The organism is Halopenitus malekzadehii, from assembly GCF_900108505.1.
In the GTDB taxonomy this organism is placed as follows: Archaea; Halobacteriota; Halobacteria; order Halobacteriales; family Haloferacaceae; genus Halopenitus; species Halopenitus malekzadehii.
Genome location: NZ_FNWU01000001.1, coordinates 224537 through 240565 on the forward strand (window position 1 = coordinate 224537; position 16029 = coordinate 240565).

Sequence of the window (16029 nt, forward strand, 5' to 3'; positions counted from 1 at the left end):
CGGGTGGTCCCGGGATGCGATATAAACCTTCACAGCACGAGCCCCGCGCCGACGAACGCGGCGATGTAGGTCCCCGTCGCCGTCGGCACCGCAATGCCGATCCGGTACGCGATGAGGGTCGTATCGAGCCCGCTCGAAATGGTGGTCGACAGGCCGGTCAGGATGGCCGACAGCAAGAGCACGTACGTTCCGACGATCCGGCCCAACACCGGGACCGGTATCGGCTCGACGATCGGTGCTGCACCCGTGCTCGTCGCTGTCCCCGACCCGGCTGTGGCGGCTGCCGCCGATGCGCCGGCACCGGCCCCCGTAGCCGACGTCCCCGACAACATCGATCCCATCGCGGGGTCCAGCCCGCCACTGCCGGCGATCGCCCCGCCGTCCATCCCGGCCGCGAGTGCGACCGTCGCACCCCCGACCAGCGGTCCGAACACGGTTGCGGTGTTCGACAGCGTTCGAGTGACGGTTTGTAGCTGCCTGGTCGCGTCCCGCTCGAGCGATCGCAGCTCCTCGAGCTGGTCGGCGTGTTCGATGACCACGTCGCCCGTCGGCTGCCCCTCGCGTGCAGCGATCGACAGCAGCGCGACCGCTCCCTGAACGCGGGGGCTCGGCACGTCGGCGAACGGTCCCTCCTCGCCGACCAGCGCCGACTCGACGTCGACCCGCAACGTTCGACTCCGCCGGCCGGCCGCGGCGAACGCCGCACCGGCCGGCCCGTCCATCGTCTCCCCGACGTGTCGGACCGCCCGTTCAACCGCGACCCCGTCGGCGACGGCACCGCCAATGCTCGAGAGCGCGTCCGGGAGCGCCGTCTCGATCGATCGAATCCGACTGAGGACGCGGCGTCGCGGCAGCGCGAACAGGCCGATACCGACCCCGCTGCCGAGTCCGATGGCAACGATCGGTGCACTCCACGGAACCACCGCTCCGCCGATGATCCATCCCCCGATCCCTGCAAGTACCCCGGCACCGATCGGACGCCCGTATCCGGCCGGTACGTCGGGATGATTCGGTCCGATACGTGGCGGCGGGAACGCGACCGGACGACGCAACAGGAGCCACCCGCTTGCCGCCAGCAGCACCGACGGGAGCACGAGAACGTACACCACGCCCATCGTCCAAGCACCGACCGGAAGCCCGGTCGCCCGCGCGGCCGGCAGCAGGGCGATCAGCGCCAGCGGAAGCAGGACGCCGAAGGCGTAGATCCCCGACACCGGTGCCTGGACGTCCCCGATGAACGCGGCCATCCGATCCGTCGTTCCCGCGGTGACCGCCTCGAGGGCGCGATCGAGCCCCCGTTCACGTCGCTCCCTGGGTGCTGATGCGGCGGCCCGGATCCGCGTCCCGGCGCGTTCGAGCGCGGGGAACCACGGCGTCCACTCCTCGGCGAACGTTCGAAGCCCGGATCCCGGGTTCGATCTGGAGCGGGCGGCCGCCGCTGTGAGGCTCTCCGCGAGGGGCCCGGATCCGGTCGCGGCGGCGAACTCGACCGCGCGCTCGGTCGACGGTTCCAACCGCATCCGGAGCACGATCCGCCCGACGATACCTGGGGCAGCTCCCAGGGCACGCGTTCGCCGGAGGGCGGCGAGCCAGCGGGGACTTCGACGGCGACCCTCGTAGGCCGCCCAGCCGATCGCCGCCGCGATCGGAATCCCACCGATGCCGCCGGTCGTCGCAATGCCGATCAGGGATCCGAGACACCCGATGAGCAGCCCCATCCGTCGTGCGCTCCGCTCGATGTCCGCGGCCGTCCGTTCGTCATCCAGGAACCTGAGCGCCCGCGCAAGCTCCGTGTCAGTTGGTTTCGAATCGTCGATCCGGCACGTCTCCAGCCGATCGCCGTTCATCGTCGACGACCCCCATCACCGTTCGTGTCGGACGACCGCCTACTCCCGCCACTGATCGCGTCCGGTGTCGTTCGCCCGGCGTCGACGTGTGCAGCGATGGTCGCGGAGCGCTCCCTGATCGCCGCTCGTACGTCTGCGTACGATTCTGAACCGCAGGCCAGGCCGTTCACGAGTCGGCTCGTTCCCCGATCGATCCGGCCCGTTGCGACCAGCTCGTCGCCGTCCCGCTCGAACAGCGGATCGAAGACGACCCCATCCCGTCCGGATCGAACCTCAACGATGGTGACCACGCGGTGTGAATCGAGGAGTACGATGAGGTCGGTGCTCGCGAAGGCGGTCGGCGGGACTCCGAGATCGGTGACGACCCGTTCCCGAACCGCTTCCGGATCGGTTCCGTGGATGGTCCCCAAAACCGTTTCACCGCTGGCACCGACGCGCATCGCTTCGTAGAGGGCGGCTGCCTCCTCGCCACGAACCTCACCGACCACGATCGCCCCGTCCCCGAGGCGAAGCGCGGTGTGTACTGCATCCGCCGGGGAGAGTTCGCGTCCGTCCCCGACCGAGAGCCGTTGTACGTCACGGCCGCCATCCTGCAGCCGATCGACCGGCAACTCCGGCGTGTCTTCGATCAGTATCCCCCGGGTCGACGCCGGAAGCTCCCACAGCAACGCACCGAGCGTCGACGTTTTCCCCGCTCCGCGACCGCCGGCGACGAGCCCGGCGACGCCGCGTTCGATCGCGACCGACAGGAGTCCGGCGGCCGCGGGGGGCAGCGTCCCGGCATCCACGAGCCGGGGCAGCGTCCACGCAGTCGTCCCACCGCGGCGAAACGTGAACCCGTAGCCGTCGCTTGCGGGCCGCGTCGTCGCCGCGACACGAACCGGTCCGTGCTCGGTCTCGAGGGTCGCATCGAGCGTCGGCGACGCCCGTGAGAACCCCTCACCCGACACGCGACGAAGCCGGGAGGCCAGCGTTCCGGCGCCCCGTGGCGGCAGCCGTACGTTCGTCGGGAATCGCTCGCCATCCACGACGACCCGGAGCGGCGTCTCCGCCACGGGCGGGGTCAGAAACGCGTCCGAGACGCGATCGTCCGCGAAGACGTCCTCCAATACGCCGTAGCCCCGTGTGTGTCGCCGTAGAACGTTTGCAAGCTCCCGCTCGTTGTCCATCCGGACGTCGTACTCTCGGCCGATCGCCCTGATCGCCCGGACCGGTTCACGCGCGTCATCACCGCCCCGCTCGAGAAGCCGACGTCTGGCTGCGGTCACGATCTCCAGCTCCCGTCCCGTGAGCGACGTTTCCGACGGCGTGAGGTGATACGTTCTGAACGCGCCCTCGTGGTCGTATATCCGGACCGTCGCTCCGGTGTCCGTCGTCCACCGGTCAGCGAGCTGAGCTCCGGGCGGTGGCTGGAGCGTGAGTTCGGCGGTCGCAATCGCGGGCGAGACGGACGGTCGAAGGGCCTCCTCGTATCCCGAAACCGATCGCGCCGTCTCGATGAGTCCCGTTTCGGCCGCCGCTTCGACGACCGGGCCGGCGCGGCCGATCGCATCGTGTGCGGCTCGAAGCGGGTCCCGTGCGGCCACGTCGGCCGTTCCCGGTTCGATCCCGGAGATCCGATCGTAAAACCGCCCCGCCGCCAGCAACAGCGCAAGCGATCGGTCGCGGTAGCTGCAGCGCCGACCCCGGGACCGAACACGAACGACGTCGACGTCGCGTTTTGCGAGCGCACGAACCACGGTCGATCGACACGCCGGTTCGGCGGACAGCGCCCCATCGCCCGGACAGGATCGGGCGTCGACCGCCAGAATCGTCCGATCGGATCGGGTGCCCGGTTCCGACTCGGGAACCGTCACCCGGCAGGTACACCCCTCGCTTGCGGGAACGATCGACCCTGCGTCGTCCGTCTGATCGGTCAGTCTCCGCTGAACAGCTGTGAGACCGTCGATGACGCGATCGGGAAGGTGTGACTCGAAACCGTCCGCGAGTGCGGAATCGAGGCGATCCGAACGGCGGTCGTCGACCCGCTCACCCGGTGACATACGCCGAGTGCCGCGGTATTGTATTTAAACCGTTGGCCGAGATGGTCGCACGCGTCCATCGGTCTCCGTGGCCGGTTCGGCCGGCGTCCGGTCTCACGCGAGCGGGGCCAGTTCGACCGTCGCCGTGTTACCACGACGAACGTACCGAAGCTGGATGGCCGTTCCCGCCGTGGTCACCTCGATCGCCGAGACCTCGGGTGCAAGCGTCGCGTCCGGAATGGCGTGTGTGTCGATCGTGGATCCACGGAGTCGATACGCGAACGTCAATCGGCAGTCCGCTCCGGGGCGACTGTCCGACTCGAGGGCGGGGACGATGTCCCGTCGACAACCGATCCGTGCCCACTCGATCGGTGCCGACCCGAACCCGGACGGGAGCCCGATCGTCACGGTCGTCCGTGCCGCAAGCGACGGCTCGGTGCTGGCCGTCGAGTCGGTCGCCAGTCCGGTCGCGATCCGATCCAGCTGCTCCGCAACGGTCTCGAGTTCGGTCCGTGTCGTCTGGTGTTGTGCGTCCGCAAACGCCGGCGACGCGGTCGCGAGGAGCCCGACGGCGACGACGACCGCGAGCACCGTTCGGATCACAGGACGTCTCGAAGCCGCGCGAGAACACCTGACTCGGGGGTCTCACGCGTGTCGTCCGCCAGATCCGGAACCCGTCCGACCTCGTCGGCGTCCGGAACCGCTGCCGCGGCTGCCGGCGGATAGCTCGGATCGGACTGGCCGCCGTCCGTTCGTTTGACGCCGGTTCGTTTGACGTCGGGTCGATCCGGGCGGCTGTCGGTCGCTTCGCGGGCCGTCTCGGTCGACTCGGTGACAGCGGTTTCGCCGTCGTCGGGCTCGCTCCAGCGGCTCGTGGGTTCACTTCCGTCGGTGTCCGTCGATCCGGTGGTGGCCGTCTTTCGGTTGGTCGCGGTGTGGCGAGTCGATGTGTGTGGTTCCCCGGTTGGGGCCGTCTCCCGGGGTCGTTTCGGTCCGGTCTGGCCCTCCTCCAGGCGGGTCGCCTTCGCCAGTGCGAGATCGGCCCGGCTCTCGATCTCGCGATCGACGGCGCGAACGCCGCCGACGTATCCACGGACCGCCTGGGTCGCCGCATCGAGCTCCTCGAGACGCTGCTCGATCGTGTCGATCGTCCCTTCGAGCGCCACAACCCGTGACTCCAGTGCACCCCGTGACTCCAACGCGGCTCGGTCGCCGCGGTCGACATCGGCGTCGTCCCCCGTGATGGCGCGCTCGATCGCGTCGACGCGCTCGGCGAGGCGATCAGTGCTCTCGTCGCCAGCATCGCCATCACCGCCACCGCCGCCACCATTACCGACATCGCCGCCGCCGGCGAATCCCCCGGTCCCAGTTATCACGCCCCCGTTTCCGCCACCGTCGCCATCGACCGTCGATCCCGTCCCGACACTGGTGGTTTCGCTCCGTCCGGGTCTCGCCGGGTCACGTTCGGACATAGGGTCGCTGTGTCGGATCCATATATAAACCTCCGGCGGCGACACGCCGTCGACGACGTGGCCGCGTTCGATCGCTCGCGGTGTCGTCGGGGAAACGTTGATACGCTGGTGTGTGGATCATTCCGTATGAAGGCCGTCCTCGTCGGCGTCGGACAGGCGGGCGGAAAGGTCACGACCGCCCTGGCCGAGTTCGACGCCGAGATGGGATTCAGTGCGGTACGGGGCGCCCTCGCGGTCAACACCGCGTCGACGGATCTCGATCCCCTGCCGATCGACACCTGCCTGATCGGCCAGTCCCGTGTCAACGGACACGGCGTCGGCGGCGACAACGAGCTCGGCGCGACGGTGATGGACGAGGACGTGGTCGAAGTTCTCGACGCGTTGTCGGGGCGGATCACCGCCGAGGCGGAGGCGATCATCGTCGTCGCGGGGCTGGGCGGCGGCACCGGATCGGGTGGTTCGCCGGTGCTCGTGCGTGAACTCAGCCGTGTCTACGACGTTCCCGTCTACGCCCTCGGCGTGCTTCCCGCACGGAACGAGGGGGCACTGTACCAGGTGAACGCGGGGCGATCACTGAAAACGCTCATCCGGGAAGCCGACGCCACTCTCCTCCTCGATAACGACGCGTGGCGGGCGGCCGACGACAGCGTCGAGGGAGGATACGAGAGTCTCAACCGGAAGCTGGCCAAGCGTATTGGATTGCTGTTGGCCGCCGGCGAGGCGACCGAGGGCGTGGGGGAGTCCGTCGTCGACACGAGCGAGGTGATCAACACCCTCGGAGCCGGCGGGATCGCGGCGGTCGGGTACGCGAGTGCCCTCGCGTCCGAGGACCCGGCGGAGAACATCACCGCGCTACTGAGTACGACGCGAAAGGCGGTGACCACCGGACTCAGCGTTCCCGAAGCGACGAACGCCGATCGCGCGCTGTTGATCGCGACCGGCGATATCGACCGAATCCCACGCAAGGGCGTCGAGAAGTCACGACGGTGGCTCGAGGACGAGACCGGATCGATGGAGGTTCGCGGCGGCGACTTCCCGCTTCAGTCCGATCGGCTCGCGGCGATCGTCCTTCTCGGCGGTATTCAACGGTCCGGTCGCGTGGAAACCTTCCTCGAACGCGCCAGACAGGCGGCCGCCGAGACGGAGACCGAGGATCGCGATCGGAGCGATCCGGCCGCCGCGTTCGATAACGAGGACCTGGACGGGTTGTTGTGACCTAGACCGCGAGGTCGCCTTTCGCTTTGATGACGTCGAGATCCTCGGCCTCGATCGACTCGGTCTCCAGCCAGTGTGGGACGTACTCTCGTTTCGCGTACGTCTCGTACTCATCCTCAGTGCCGATCGTACACCACAGTTGGGGTTCGTCGGGGCCGTGCCAGTCGCCCTGTCGGTTCACCGAAAAGCAGATCATCTCCTGGCCGTCGTAGTTGATCACCGCGTCTCGGCGGATCCCGGGATCGCCACGGATGATGAGGTGCTGCATAGGCCTCGGTTCGCGTGTCCGCCGCTTAATCGCTTCGATAGGCCGGTTGCTTCGACCGTGCCTTCGGTCCAACCGTGTCTTCGGTTCGACCGCGCCTTCCGTTCGACCGCGCCTTCCGTTCGATCCCGATCTCTCATCGTCGTCGTCGAGGCCAAACCGCTTTACCCGCGCCGCCACAACGTCACGGTAATGGCGACGTGCGACGTGTGTGGTGCCTACGAGAACCTCCCGTACCAGTGTCACCGGTGCGGACGAACGTTCTGTGCGGACCACCGGCTGCCGGAGAACCACGACTGTCCCGGACTCAGCGAGTGGGACGATCCCTCCGGGGTGTTCGAAAGCGGGTTCGGCGACTCCCCGTCGGGCGAGACACGGTCGTCGCGATCCGGTTCAACGGCCGACCGAGTCCGGGCACGCGTTGCCCGTCTGACGTCGACGGGCGGATTCCTCGGGTACTTCCGCGGGAACCTGACGTTCCTGTTCCTCGGGTTGATGTGGACGACGTTCCTGCTTCAGGTCCTCGTCAGCGGGTTCATCAGCCAGGAGTTGTCTCGGTCGCTTTTCGTGCTCCGTCCCGATCGGCTGGAGTACGTCTGGACCTGGATCACCGCGGTCTTTGCACACGGGAACTTCCCGCACATCGCGCTCAACTCGATCGTCCTCTACTTCTTCGGGCCGGCCGTCGAGGACCGTATCGGCTCGAAGCGGTTCGCGCTGCTGTTTCTCGGTGCCGGCGCTCTCGCCGGACTCGCCCAGATCGGCATGGGCTTTCTGATCGGTCCGGTCGGCCCCGGCGTCGTCGGCGCTTCCGGTGCGATTATGGCGATTATGGGGGTACTTACCGTCTTGAACCCGAAACTCCGTGTGTATCTCTACTTCTTCATCCCGATGCCGCTGTGGCTGTTGACGATCGGCTTCGCCGTCGTCAGCGTCTTCTTCGGCCTCGGCGGCGCCGCCGGTGGGGTCGCTCACTGGGCCCATCTCGCGGGGCTTCTGGTCGGACTCGCGTACGGGAAACACGTCAAGGACGAGATGCGTGCGCCGACCCAGCTCCAGTTCGGTGGTCCTGGCGGTCCCGGCGGGCGAGGCGGTCCCGGAGGTCCTGGCGGACCAGGCGGTCCCGGCCGTCGGCGGTGATCGTCGTGGCGCCATCGGACTCACACGACGACCCATTCGGGGACGGTCGTCCCCGAACCACGCTCGATCTCGATCGTTCCGAATTCGTTCCGGATCCCGAGCTGTCCCGCGAGGAGATGGAGGATCTCCAGCGCGAGATCGCTGCCGCCGCCGTCTTCACGGACGACCTTCCCGACGGATTCGGCGGCTCCGCCGTTCCGGACTCGATCGCGATCGACGAGGCCACCGATCTCACCGACGGCGTTCCGGAACCGGGTCACGACACCGTTCAGGAACGGTTCGGTTCCGCCACCGGATCGTGCACCTCTTCCCCCTCTTTCACCTCTACCTCTTCTTCCACCTCTTCCTCCGATCCCCCGATCGTCGTCGGCATCGATCAGGCGTTCCTCGAGGACGCCGTCGTCTCGGCGGTCGTCGCGTTTCGCGGTGGCCGGCTCGTTGAGCGGACCCACGCCGTCTCGCCGCTTTCGATCCCGTACATCCCGGGGCTGCTCGCGTTTCGCGAGGGCGGGCCGATCCTGGATGCGCTCGCGACGCTGTCCGTCGATCCGGACCTCGCGGTTCTCGACGGATCGGGCCGGATCCACTTCCGGCAGGCGGGGATCGCGACCCACATCGGCGTCGTGCTCGACCTGCCGAGCGTCGGCGTCGCCAAGAGTCTCCTCTGTGGCACGCCCGATACGGACGTCGACGGGCGCCCCGAGGGATGGTCGACCCCGATCCGCGCCGATGGGCGTGTGGAAGCCCCAGCGGGACGCACCGATGCGGTCGATGGGACCGTGATCGGTCACGCGTTCCAGTCGCGCCAGTATCCGAACAGCCGGCGGGTGAATCCCCTGTACGTCAGCCCGGGCCACCGTGTCTCCGCCGCGACCACGGTGGACATCGTCGACGCGCTGTGCGCCGGATACAAGCTGCCGGAACCGACCCGGGTTGCCGACGCGTACGCGGACGCGGTCAAGCGGACGATCGTCGATTCCTGAGGCCGATCGGCGTGGGGTCCTGTCCTGTTCCTTCCTTCCCCGTCCAACGATCGTGGCTACGGGGCGGAACGGTGGGCGGATGGAGTCCGCGGACGGAACGGTGGAAGTTATGCCGCTCCCGTACGAGGACACGGGTGTGCAACGGACGGTACTCATCACGGGGTGCTCGTCGGGAATCGGGCGTGCGACGGCGCGCGCGTTCCTCGAGGAGGACTGGACCGTGTATGCGACGGCGCGGAACCCGGCCGATATCCAGACGCTCGGCGAGGAGGGATGTGAGCTTGCGACCCTGGACGTGACCGACGGCGACGACATCGACCGCGTCGTCGACCGGATCCTTGACGAGGAGGGCGCGATCGACTGCCTCGTGAACAATGCCGGGTACGGGCAGTTCGGTCCCCTCGAGGACGTTCCCACGGACCGGGTCCACGACCAGTTCGACGTGAACGTCTACGGCCCCCACCGGCTCATCAGGGCCGTACTCCCCTCGATGCGTCGGGAGCGTGACGGCACGATCATCAACGTCTCTTCGGTTCTCGGCCGGATCGCGCTCCCCGGCACCGGCGTCTACGCCGGCTCGAAACACGCGATCGAGGCGATGTCGGACGCGCTCCGGAACGAGGTTGCCGAGTACGACGTCGACGTCGTGGTCGTCGAACCCGGTCCCGTCCGAACGAACTTTTCGGACCGCGCCACCCGGGAGGTCGCTGATGGGGACGGGGTGGAACCGGACGGAGGCGAGCAGAGCGCGAACGAGGAGAACGAAGACAGCATCGACCGATCGGGCGCCTACGAGGAGTTCTACCGGGTTTTCGAGGACACCCAGCTCGTCGCCGGCGACGGCCCCGGCTCGGTCGAACCCGAGGTGGTCGCCGACGCCATCTGTAACGCCGCAAGCGCAACGCAGCCGCCCGCCCGCGTCCAGCCGGGGACGCTGCCCCGGGTCGCGGTTCTCGGGCGGTTCCTGCCGGACCCGCTGCTGGATGCCGCCTACGACTTCCTCACCAAGGTAACAAAGTAGGCGGCTCCTCTCCCTGCTGCGACCGTCTCGGCCGGCGATGGATCACTCGAGGCAGGCGGCCACGACCCGAAGCGCCGCGTCCCCGCGGACCGCATCCCCCAGCAGCGGGACGCGTTTCACCTCGCGGCCGCGGAACAGGTCGCTCGCCCGTTCCAGGGCGTTCTGCTGGACCTGCCAGCGTCGCTGACAGAACGCACAGTCCTCGAGGTTCGGGGCAACGACCCACTCCGGATCGACGTCGGCGACGTTCGCGAGGTTCTCCATCACCCGGTTGACGACGATCGTCTCGACCGGAATCCCGAACGCTCCGAGTTGGTCTCGGAGCCGCTCGGACTCCACCACGCTCATCTCCTCGGGGATCATCACGATGCGGAAATCGGTTCGATCGGGATCACGGAGGACGTCCCGCAGACGTTCGATCCGCTCGCGGAGTGCGTCGAGATCCTCGCTCGGGTCGGGGTCGTCGCCGTCCCCGCCGAACAGCCCCGTGAGGCCGTCCATCATTCCGGAAAACTGCTGTCGGAGTTTCATCACTCGGCCGATCATCGAGTCCATCAGCTCGGGAAGTTCCAGCAGCCGGAGCGTGTGTCCCGTCGGCGCGGTGTCGACGATCACGCGGTCGAACCGCGGGTCGTCGAGATACTCGAGCAGTTGGCGCATCGCCGCCGCCTCGTCGGCGCCGGGCATCGTTCCATCGAGCAGCCCGCCGGCTGATCCGTCGGCAGGATCGCCGAGGCCATCGTGATCGCCACCGGCCCCGCCGGCCATCTCGCCGAGGTCGCCAAGCCCGCCGAGCGGGTCGCCATCGGTTCCGAACAGTCCCTCCTCCATGGCGTCGTCGGGATCGATCTCGGCGGCGTACAACGGGACGTCCTCGCGGATCCGGGCGGGCTTCGCGGGCACGTCGACGCCGTAGGTATCCGACAGCGAGTGGGCAGGGTCCGTCGAGACGACGAGCGTGTCGACCCCGCCAGCGGCCGAGGAGAGGCCCGTTGCCGCCGCCATCGTCGTCTTTCCGACACCGCCTTTGCCCCCGTAGAGAACGTATTCGGGGGCGTCGATCCCGGCCGGGAGGTCGGCGTCGACGTCGGTTCGTGATCCCGCATCGACGCTGTCGACCGGCTCGACGTCGATTTCGTCCATACGGGCGCCTGTGCGCGCCGGCTTTGTCAGCCCGTCGGTGTGGATACGTGCCGTCGTCACCCCGCAAGCCGGATCCGCGAGGGCAACTCGTAGCCTTTTTACTCGTGCTGGCTGTATCAAGCGGTACTATGGCTGAGCAGAAGGCACGATCGACCGGGAGTTCGGGTCGTTTCGGCGCACGATACGGCCGCGTCGCACGGAAGCGCGTTCAGGAGATCGAGGCGGATATGCGCAATGCGACCGTCGACGGCGACGACGTCACCCGGATCGGAACCGGCATCTGGGTCAACGAGGAGACGGGCGAGACGTTCGCCGGTGGCGCCTACCGGCCCGAAACGCCCGGCGGACGCACCGTTCGGCGGTCGATCCGCGCGGCACTCGCGGACGAGGAATAATGAGTTACCGGTGTTCCCGCTGTAAGCGCGACGTCACGCTCGATGAGTACGGCGGCGTCCGCTGCCCCTACTGCGGTCACCGCGTGCTCTTGAAGGAACGCGGCGGCGACGTCAAGGAAGTCACCGTCGAATAGTCGCTGCCCGTTTCTCCCCGCTTGTCGAGCCGGTGACTCGCGGTCGCTTTCGATCCTGACTCCATAATGCCAACTGATGCCGAGATCGACGCTGATGCCGAGATCGACGCTGATGCCGAGATCGACGCTGATGCCGAGATCGACGCTGATGCCGAGATCGACGATCACCAACCCGGTGCGGAATCGCCATACGCTCACGCGGTCACGCTCCGGTTCCGGTATTCATCCGTGGATCGAGCACGGACGATCGCGAACGCCCTCACGCCCGAGATCGACGGCGTCGACGATCCCCGATCACGGGTCCGACTCGCTCGGAAGGATGCGACCGTGATCGTTCGGGTGCTCGCCCGGGATCTGACCGCGTTGCGCGCCGGGACCAACAGTTGGATCCGGCTCGTCGACGTCGCGGAAGCGGCAGCCGAAACGGCCGTCACGCGGCGTTCGACGGCGTGATCCGGGGGATCGTCCCTGCGGGACGAAGAACGTGGGTTTTTCAGTCCGGGACGTGTCCTCCCGTTTATGCAGGGCAATATGCCGCCGGAGGCACAGGAGAAGATCGAGGAGCTGCAGGACCTACAGGAGACGGCCCAACAGGTCGCCCAGCAGAAGGAGCAGTCCCAGTCGGCGCTCAACGACTCGAAGACCGCCCTCGAGGCGCTCGAGGACGTCGACGAGGGCGCCACGATGTACCGCGAGGTCGGCGAGATTCTCGTCGAGACGGACTACGAGAGCGCTCACGAGGACCTTGACGAAAAGGTCGACTCCCTCGAGGTCCGCGTCGAGCAGCTCAAAAAGCAGGAGGAGCGCGTCCAACAGCAGTTCGAGAGCCTCCAGGAGGAGCTCCAGCAGCTCCTACAGGGTGGCGCCGGCGGCGGCCCGATGGGTCCCGGCGGTCCGGGCGCGGGCGGCGCGTAAATGACCGACCGAGACGACGCGGACGGGTCGTCGGATCCGACCGATGACGAAGTGGTTCGGACCGCCGCCCGGGCGGCAGAAGGCGTCGTCTTCGCCCAGTATCGCCAGTCGGACGTCGAGGACCTCGACGTTACGGTGACCTTCGAGGACGACGTCCTCGACGTCGACGTCTACCTCAACGCGCCCGACGACGAGGCCGATCCCGAGGCGGTCGCCGAGGAGGCCGTCGCGGCAGCTGCCGACGCCGTCGACGACCTCTTCGAAGCCTGATCGCGTTTTCGGCCGTTTTTCGACGTCTTATCCCCCCTCATCGATGCGACCGATCCCACCGGTACGTATTTCCCCTTCGAGTGTTAATTGGTAACATATGTCTGGGAAAGCGATCGGAACGACGGCGCTCGACCGGCTGCGGGACCGGCTCGACAGGACGAGCCACGTCTGTAGTTCCTGTGGATACGTGCATTCGGATCCGTCCTGGAAGGCAGTCACGACCGGAAGCCAGGTGCAGTACCGGCGCACGTGTGACAGCTGTGGGGCCGTCGCTCAGCGGACCTATCAGCTGTAGGGCGCGAGCGGATCGACCGTGAGAAACGCCTTGTCGTGACCGTCGATCAGCGCGACTCGCAGACCTCGATGAAGTTCTCGAAGACCTCCTCGCCCCGTTCGGTGTGTGCGACCTCGGGATGCCACTGGACCCCGTAGCGGTCGGTCTCGGCGTTCGCGATCGCCTCGATCGAACAGACGTCCGAGCGGGCGGTTCGAGTGAAGCCCTCGGGGACCGTCTTCACCTCGTCGGCGTGTGAGGCCCACACCCGTGTTTCTGGAGCCAGCGTCCCGACGAGCGGGTCCGTCGTGTCGGTGATCTCCACATCGACGTCGGCGTAGCCGCCGTATTCACCCCCGCCCACGGTGCCCCCCAGCTCGTCGGCGATGATCTGCATTCCGAGACAGATCCCGAAGATCGGCACGTCCAGATCGAGGTAGTCGGGGCAGCGACCGATGCGGTCGATGTCGGGGCCGCCCGAGAGCACGATGCCGTCGGCGTCGATGTCGGCAGGCCGGGTGTCGTTATCTATCAACTCGGTATCCACGCCGAGATCCCGGAGGGCACGCCGTTCTAGGTGTGTGAACTGTCCGTGGTTGTCAACCACGACGATACGGGTCATACCTCGGATAGGGACGAGCGACTCAAAAGCGGATCGGAACCCGACACAGGAACGTGTCCTATTCGTTCGATCATACGGCTACTTGATCCACATATCTGGATCGATACCGGGGATCTCACAGATCCGCTCCGGCCGCCAGCCCCGGAATCACCCGTGACGGGTTCTTCGTGAACACGCGTCGCATGAAGTCCTCGGAGACGTCGAGGGTGAGGATCTCCATCACCGCCACGTTCGGGTGGACGTCCGGCACGCCGCTCCCGAAGAGGATCCGGTCGGGGTGTTCGAGCAGTCCCGTCTCCAGGACGTCCCGGAACCGGACCGCGCTGGTGTCGAGATAGAGCTGGTCGTACTTCTGGAGGTGCTCGAAGGACGACCGCATCATCGACTCCCGGAGCGGATACCCGCCAAAGCTCCCGAGCACCACCGGGAACCCGTACGGGAGCAGCGTCTCCGCGAGCCGATCCGGGGAAAACGACGTCCCGCCGTCGACGAGCACCGGCTGGTCCGCCTTTGCGAGCCGTTCGAGGACGTCATCCTCCGGGATCCCGTCCACGGCGGGTGCCAGCATAAAGCCGTGAAACCGATCGTCGTAGGCGTATTGCTCGACGTCGTCGGGACGGGTGTGGTGATCGTCGCGTTCGGTCCGCAGGTTTCGCAGTTTTCCGATCGGCGTCGATCCCGGGTCGCGGGGGCCGTTGAGGCGGGCGAACGCAAGGAACGGTCGCTCGACGCTCAGCCGGGCGACGGCGTTGTTCACGCGCAGGTAGCTCTCCCCGTCCGGTCGTTTTCCCGGGGAGACGATCGCGCGGACGACGCCGGCCTGGTGCATCTCCCGTTCGAGCCGCTCGGGCGTGATGTCGCGGCCGTGGGCCGCGACCGACTCCTCGTCCGGATCGAGCGTCGCGTGGACGTCGACGATCCGGAACCCGTGTTCCAACCCGAGCATCGTCCGTACGTCCGGCCCCGGATACCTGTGTCTGTCGATCGTTCACGTGGGTGACTGGCGGCAAAAAACGGGTGTCGGGCGGCACGTCCATCGCGTGGTGACCCGAAACGGGTTCTATGGCCCGAGCGAGTGTGGTCGCTCGGGTCGTTTCGACCGAATGCGGGCTATCGGATGACGTCGAGTCCGTTCTGCTTCTCGGTCGGCTCGGTGCCGCCGTCGGACTCCCAGCTTGCGGCGTCGGCGCTGCCGGTCGCGCTCGTTCCGCCTGCTCCACCGGGCCCGTCGTTGGCGTTCGTACCGTCGAGACTGGCACGGGAGCGGTCGGCCTGCTTCTGGGTCGAGGGACCCAGTACCTGTGCGCTCTGAACGCCGGTCATAATCGCCATCACGCGAACCTTCCCCTTGTACTCCTCCTGGATGCGCGCGCCCCAGATGACGTTGGCGCTGGCCTCCAGGCGTTCGGTGATGTTGTTCGCGATCCCTTCGGCCTCCTTGAGCGTTAGGTCCGGACCGCCAGTGATGTGGACCAGCCCGCCCGAGGCGCCGCGGTAGTCGACGTCCAACAGGGGGTGGTTCATCGCGTCGTTGACGACCTCCTGGGTCTTGTTCTTGTCCTGGGTCTCGCCGACGAGCATCACCGCGACGCCGCCCTGGTTCATGATCGTGGACATATCTGCGTAGTCCAGATTGATGAGCGACGGCTGGGTGATCGTTTCGGAGATTCCCTTGACGGTTTCGGCGATGATTTGGTCCATCACCGAGAACGCTTTCCCGATCGGCAGGTTCGGGACGTAGTCGAGGAGGCGGTTGTTGTCCAGTACGATGATCGAGTCGGCCTCGTTACGGAGCTCCTCAAGGCCCTCCTCGGCCTTGACGGTCCGGGCACGCTCGACGTTGAACGGGGTCGAGACCATCCCGACCACGATCGCGCCCTGCTCTTTCGCGATCTTCGAGACGACCGGCGCGGCGCCGGTCCCGGTCCCGCCGCCCATCCCGGCGGTGACGAACACGAGGTCCGCGTCGCCGAGGACGTCCTTGATCGTCCCCTGGGCCATCTCGGTTGCGCGCTCGCCCATCTTGGGGTCGCCGCCCGCACCGAGCCCCTGGGTGAGGGACTTGCCGACGAGGATCTTCGTGTCGGCCTCGATCATCTTCAGGTGCTGTTTGTCGGTGTTGATGGCGACGGTGTCGGCGCCGTCCACGCCGATGTTGTACAGCCGGTTGATCGTGTTGTTCCCGGCTCCGCCGGCGCCGACGATGACGATCCGCGGATCGCCGAACTCGTCGTCCTCGTCGGCGTCGACGTCCATCTCACGCTGTTCGGATTCCGCGTTGGCGAGGGCGTCCTGAACGATGTCCTGCATCG

19 protein-coding genes are annotated in these 16029 nt (G+C 67.3%); 10 read left to right on the forward strand and 9 right to left on the reverse strand.

Annotation, left to right across the window (positions count from 1 at the left end; translation table 11 throughout):
* Nucleotides 1–29: 29 nt before the first annotated feature.
* The 4 genes from BLW38_RS01165 to BLW38_RS01180 form a co-directional block, all read right to left on the reverse strand.
* Nucleotides 30–1847: a type II secretion system protein gene (locus BLW38_RS01165; protein WP_092813153.1), complete on the reverse strand. Its 1818-nt coding sequence runs from the start codon at nucleotides 1845–1847 to the stop codon at nucleotides 30–32.
* On the reverse strand, nucleotides 1844–3889 hold the full coding sequence (locus BLW38_RS01170) for an ATPase, T2SS/T4P/T4SS family (RefSeq protein ID WP_092813156.1): 2046 nt from the start codon (nucleotides 3887–3889) through the stop codon (nucleotides 1844–1846). The genes BLW38_RS01165 and BLW38_RS01170 overlap by 4 nt, the downstream gene beginning before the upstream one ends.
* A 93-nt stretch (nucleotides 3890–3982) precedes the next feature.
* Entirely contained in the window at nucleotides 3983–4471 is a 489-nt protein-coding gene (locus tag BLW38_RS01175; RefSeq protein WP_143040779.1) for a DUF7311 family protein, read from the reverse strand.
* A complete protein-coding gene (locus tag BLW38_RS01180) occupies nucleotides 4468–5340 on the reverse strand; it encodes a DUF7310 family coiled-coil domain-containing protein (protein ID WP_092813162.1) in 873 nt (290 codons plus the stop codon). The genes BLW38_RS01175 and BLW38_RS01180 overlap by 4 nt, the downstream gene beginning before the upstream one ends.
* A gap of 126 nt (nucleotides 5341–5466) precedes the next feature.
* On the opposite strand from BLW38_RS01180, the gene BLW38_RS01185 reads away from it, so the two are divergent.
* Nucleotides 5467–6555, forward strand: coding sequence for a tubulin/FtsZ family protein (locus tag BLW38_RS01185; RefSeq protein WP_092815427.1), 1089 nt, complete (start codon nucleotides 5467–5469; stop codon nucleotides 6553–6555).
* A 1-nt stretch (nucleotide 6556) separates the two neighbouring features.
* On the opposite strand, the gene BLW38_RS01190 is transcribed toward BLW38_RS01185, so the two are convergent.
* Nucleotides 6557–6823 (reverse strand): HAH_0734 family protein, encoded by a 267-nt coding sequence (locus BLW38_RS01190; protein WP_092813165.1) that lies wholly within the window; start codon nucleotides 6821–6823, stop codon nucleotides 6557–6559.
* Nucleotides 6824–7012: 189 nt separating this feature from the next.
* On the opposite strand from BLW38_RS01190, the gene BLW38_RS01195 reads away from it, so the two are divergent.
* The 3 genes from BLW38_RS01195 to BLW38_RS01205 all read left to right on the forward strand — a co-directional run bounded on the left by BLW38_RS01195 (nucleotide 7013) and on the right by BLW38_RS01205 (nucleotide 9964).
* A complete protein-coding gene (locus BLW38_RS01195; RefSeq protein WP_092813168.1) occupies nucleotides 7013–7960 on the forward strand; it encodes a rhomboid family intramembrane serine protease in 948 nt (315 codons plus the stop codon).
* Nucleotides 7961–8076: 116 nt separating this feature from the next.
* Nucleotides 8077–8943 carry an endonuclease V gene (locus BLW38_RS01200; protein ID WP_092815430.1) on the forward strand — a complete coding sequence of 289 codons (867 nt, stop codon included), beginning with the start codon at nucleotides 8077–8079 and terminating at the stop codon, nucleotides 8941–8943.
* Nucleotides 8944–9052: 109 nt separating this feature from the next.
* Nucleotides 9053–9964 carry an SDR family oxidoreductase gene (locus tag BLW38_RS01205; RefSeq protein WP_092815433.1) on the forward strand — a complete coding sequence of 304 codons (912 nt, stop codon included), beginning with the start codon at nucleotides 9053–9055 and terminating at the stop codon, nucleotides 9962–9964.
* A gap of 42 nt (nucleotides 9965–10006) precedes the next feature.
* Here BLW38_RS01205 and BLW38_RS01210 read toward each other — a convergent pair whose 3' ends face one another.
* Complete coding sequence (locus tag BLW38_RS01210; RefSeq protein ID WP_092813171.1) at nucleotides 10007–11107, reverse strand: ArsA family ATPase; 1101 nt, start codon at nucleotides 11105–11107, stop codon at nucleotides 10007–10009.
* A 128-nt stretch (nucleotides 11108–11235) separates the two neighbouring features.
* Between BLW38_RS01210 and BLW38_RS01215 the strand changes: the two genes are divergently transcribed.
* The 6 genes from BLW38_RS01215 to BLW38_RS01240 all read left to right on the forward strand — a co-directional run bounded on the left by BLW38_RS01215 (nucleotide 11236) and on the right by BLW38_RS01240 (nucleotide 13116).
* Nucleotides 11236–11502: an eL43 family ribosomal protein gene (locus BLW38_RS01215; RefSeq protein ID WP_092813173.1), complete on the forward strand. Its 267-nt coding sequence runs from the start codon at nucleotides 11236–11238 to the stop codon at nucleotides 11500–11502.
* The gene (locus BLW38_RS01220; RefSeq protein ID WP_092813175.1) at nucleotides 11502–11636 is read left to right on the forward strand and encodes a DNA-directed RNA polymerase subunit P; all 135 of its coding nucleotides are present in this window, start codon (nucleotides 11502–11504) and stop codon (nucleotides 11634–11636) included. The genes BLW38_RS01215 and BLW38_RS01220 overlap by 1 nt, the downstream gene beginning before the upstream one ends.
* A 66-nt stretch (nucleotides 11637–11702) precedes the next feature.
* Complete coding sequence (locus BLW38_RS16450) at nucleotides 11703–12089, forward strand: KEOPS complex subunit Pcc1 (RefSeq protein ID WP_092813178.1); 387 nt, start codon at nucleotides 11703–11705, stop codon at nucleotides 12087–12089.
* A gap of 78 nt (nucleotides 12090–12167) precedes the next feature.
* Complete coding sequence (locus tag BLW38_RS01230) at nucleotides 12168–12551, forward strand: prefoldin subunit beta (RefSeq protein ID WP_092813181.1); 384 nt, start codon at nucleotides 12168–12170, stop codon at nucleotides 12549–12551.
* Entirely contained in the window at nucleotides 12552–12821 is a 270-nt protein-coding gene (locus tag BLW38_RS01235) for a DUF3194 domain-containing protein (protein ID WP_092813184.1), read from the forward strand.
* A gap of 97 nt (nucleotides 12822–12918) precedes the next feature.
* Complete coding sequence (locus tag BLW38_RS01240) at nucleotides 12919–13116, forward strand: HVO_0649 family zinc finger protein (RefSeq protein WP_092813187.1); 198 nt, start codon at nucleotides 12919–12921, stop codon at nucleotides 13114–13116.
* A 46-nt stretch (nucleotides 13117–13162) separates the two neighbouring features.
* Here the strand turns inward: BLW38_RS01240 and BLW38_RS01245 are convergent, their stop codons facing one another.
* The 3 genes from BLW38_RS01245 to ftsZ all read right to left on the reverse strand — a co-directional run bounded on the left by BLW38_RS01245 (nucleotide 13163) and on the right by ftsZ (nucleotide 16027).
* The gene (locus tag BLW38_RS01245) at nucleotides 13163–13717 is read right to left on the reverse strand and encodes a GMP synthase subunit A (RefSeq protein WP_092813195.1); all 555 of its coding nucleotides are present in this window, start codon (nucleotides 13715–13717) and stop codon (nucleotides 13163–13165) included.
* A 115-nt stretch (nucleotides 13718–13832) separates the two neighbouring features.
* Nucleotides 13833–14663 (reverse strand): amidohydrolase family protein, encoded by an 831-nt coding sequence (locus BLW38_RS01250; RefSeq protein WP_092813198.1) that lies wholly within the window; start codon nucleotides 14661–14663, stop codon nucleotides 13833–13835.
* A gap of 164 nt (nucleotides 14664–14827) precedes the next feature.
* On the reverse strand, nucleotides 14828–16027 hold the full coding sequence (ftsZ, locus tag BLW38_RS01255) for a cell division protein FtsZ (protein WP_092813202.1): 1200 nt from the start codon (nucleotides 16025–16027) through the stop codon (nucleotides 14828–14830).
* Nucleotides 16028–16029: the final 2 nt, after the last annotated feature.

Coding starts and splice junctions, on each gene's coding strand:
- BLW38_RS01165 (WP_092813153.1), bottom strand. CDS start 1,847: ATGAACGGCGATCGGCTGGAGACGTGCCGGATCGACGATTCGAAACCA.
- BLW38_RS01170 (WP_092813156.1), bottom strand. CDS start 3,889: ATGTCACCGGGTGAGCGGGTCGACGACCGCCGTTCGGATCGCCTCGAT.
- BLW38_RS01180 (WP_092813162.1), bottom strand. CDS start 5,340: ATGTCCGAACGTGACCCGGCGAGACCCGGACGGAGCGAAACCACCAGT.
- BLW38_RS01185 (WP_092815427.1), top strand. CDS start 5,467: ATGAAGGCCGTCCTCGTCGGCGTCGGACAGGCGGGCGGAAAGGTCACG.
- BLW38_RS01190 (WP_092813165.1), bottom strand. CDS start 6,823: ATGCAGCACCTCATCATCCGTGGCGATCCCGGGATCCGCCGAGACGCG.
- BLW38_RS01195 (WP_092813168.1), top strand. CDS start 7,013: ATGGCGACGTGCGACGTGTGTGGTGCCTACGAGAACCTCCCGTACCAG.
- BLW38_RS01200 (WP_092815430.1), top strand. CDS start 8,077: ATGGAGGATCTCCAGCGCGAGATCGCTGCCGCCGCCGTCTTCACGGAC.
- BLW38_RS01205 (WP_092815433.1), top strand. CDS start 9,053: ATGCCGCTCCCGTACGAGGACACGGGTGTGCAACGGACGGTACTCATC.
- BLW38_RS01210 (WP_092813171.1), bottom strand. CDS start 11,107: ATGGACGAAATCGACGTCGAGCCGGTCGACAGCGTCGATGCGGGATCA.
- BLW38_RS01215 (WP_092813173.1), top strand. CDS start 11,236: ATGGCTGAGCAGAAGGCACGATCGACCGGGAGTTCGGGTCGTTTCGGC.
- BLW38_RS01220 (WP_092813175.1), top strand. CDS start 11,502: ATGAGTTACCGGTGTTCCCGCTGTAAGCGCGACGTCACGCTCGATGAG.
- BLW38_RS16450 (WP_092813178.1), top strand. CDS start 11,703: ATGCCAACTGATGCCGAGATCGACGCTGATGCCGAGATCGACGCTGAT.
- BLW38_RS01230 (WP_092813181.1), top strand. CDS start 12,168: ATGCCGCCGGAGGCACAGGAGAAGATCGAGGAGCTGCAGGACCTACAG.
- BLW38_RS01235 (WP_092813184.1), top strand. CDS start 12,552: ATGACCGACCGAGACGACGCGGACGGGTCGTCGGATCCGACCGATGAC.
- BLW38_RS01240 (WP_092813187.1), top strand. CDS start 12,919: ATGTCTGGGAAAGCGATCGGAACGACGGCGCTCGACCGGCTGCGGGAC.
- BLW38_RS01245 (WP_092813195.1), bottom strand. CDS start 13,717: ATGACCCGTATCGTCGTGGTTGACAACCACGGACAGTTCACACACCTA.
- BLW38_RS01250 (WP_092813198.1), bottom strand. CDS start 14,663: ATGCTCGGGTTGGAACACGGGTTCCGGATCGTCGACGTCCACGCGACG.
- ftsZ (WP_092813202.1), bottom strand. CDS start 16,027: ATGCAGGACATCGTTCAGGACGCCCTCGCCAACGCGGAATCCGAACAG.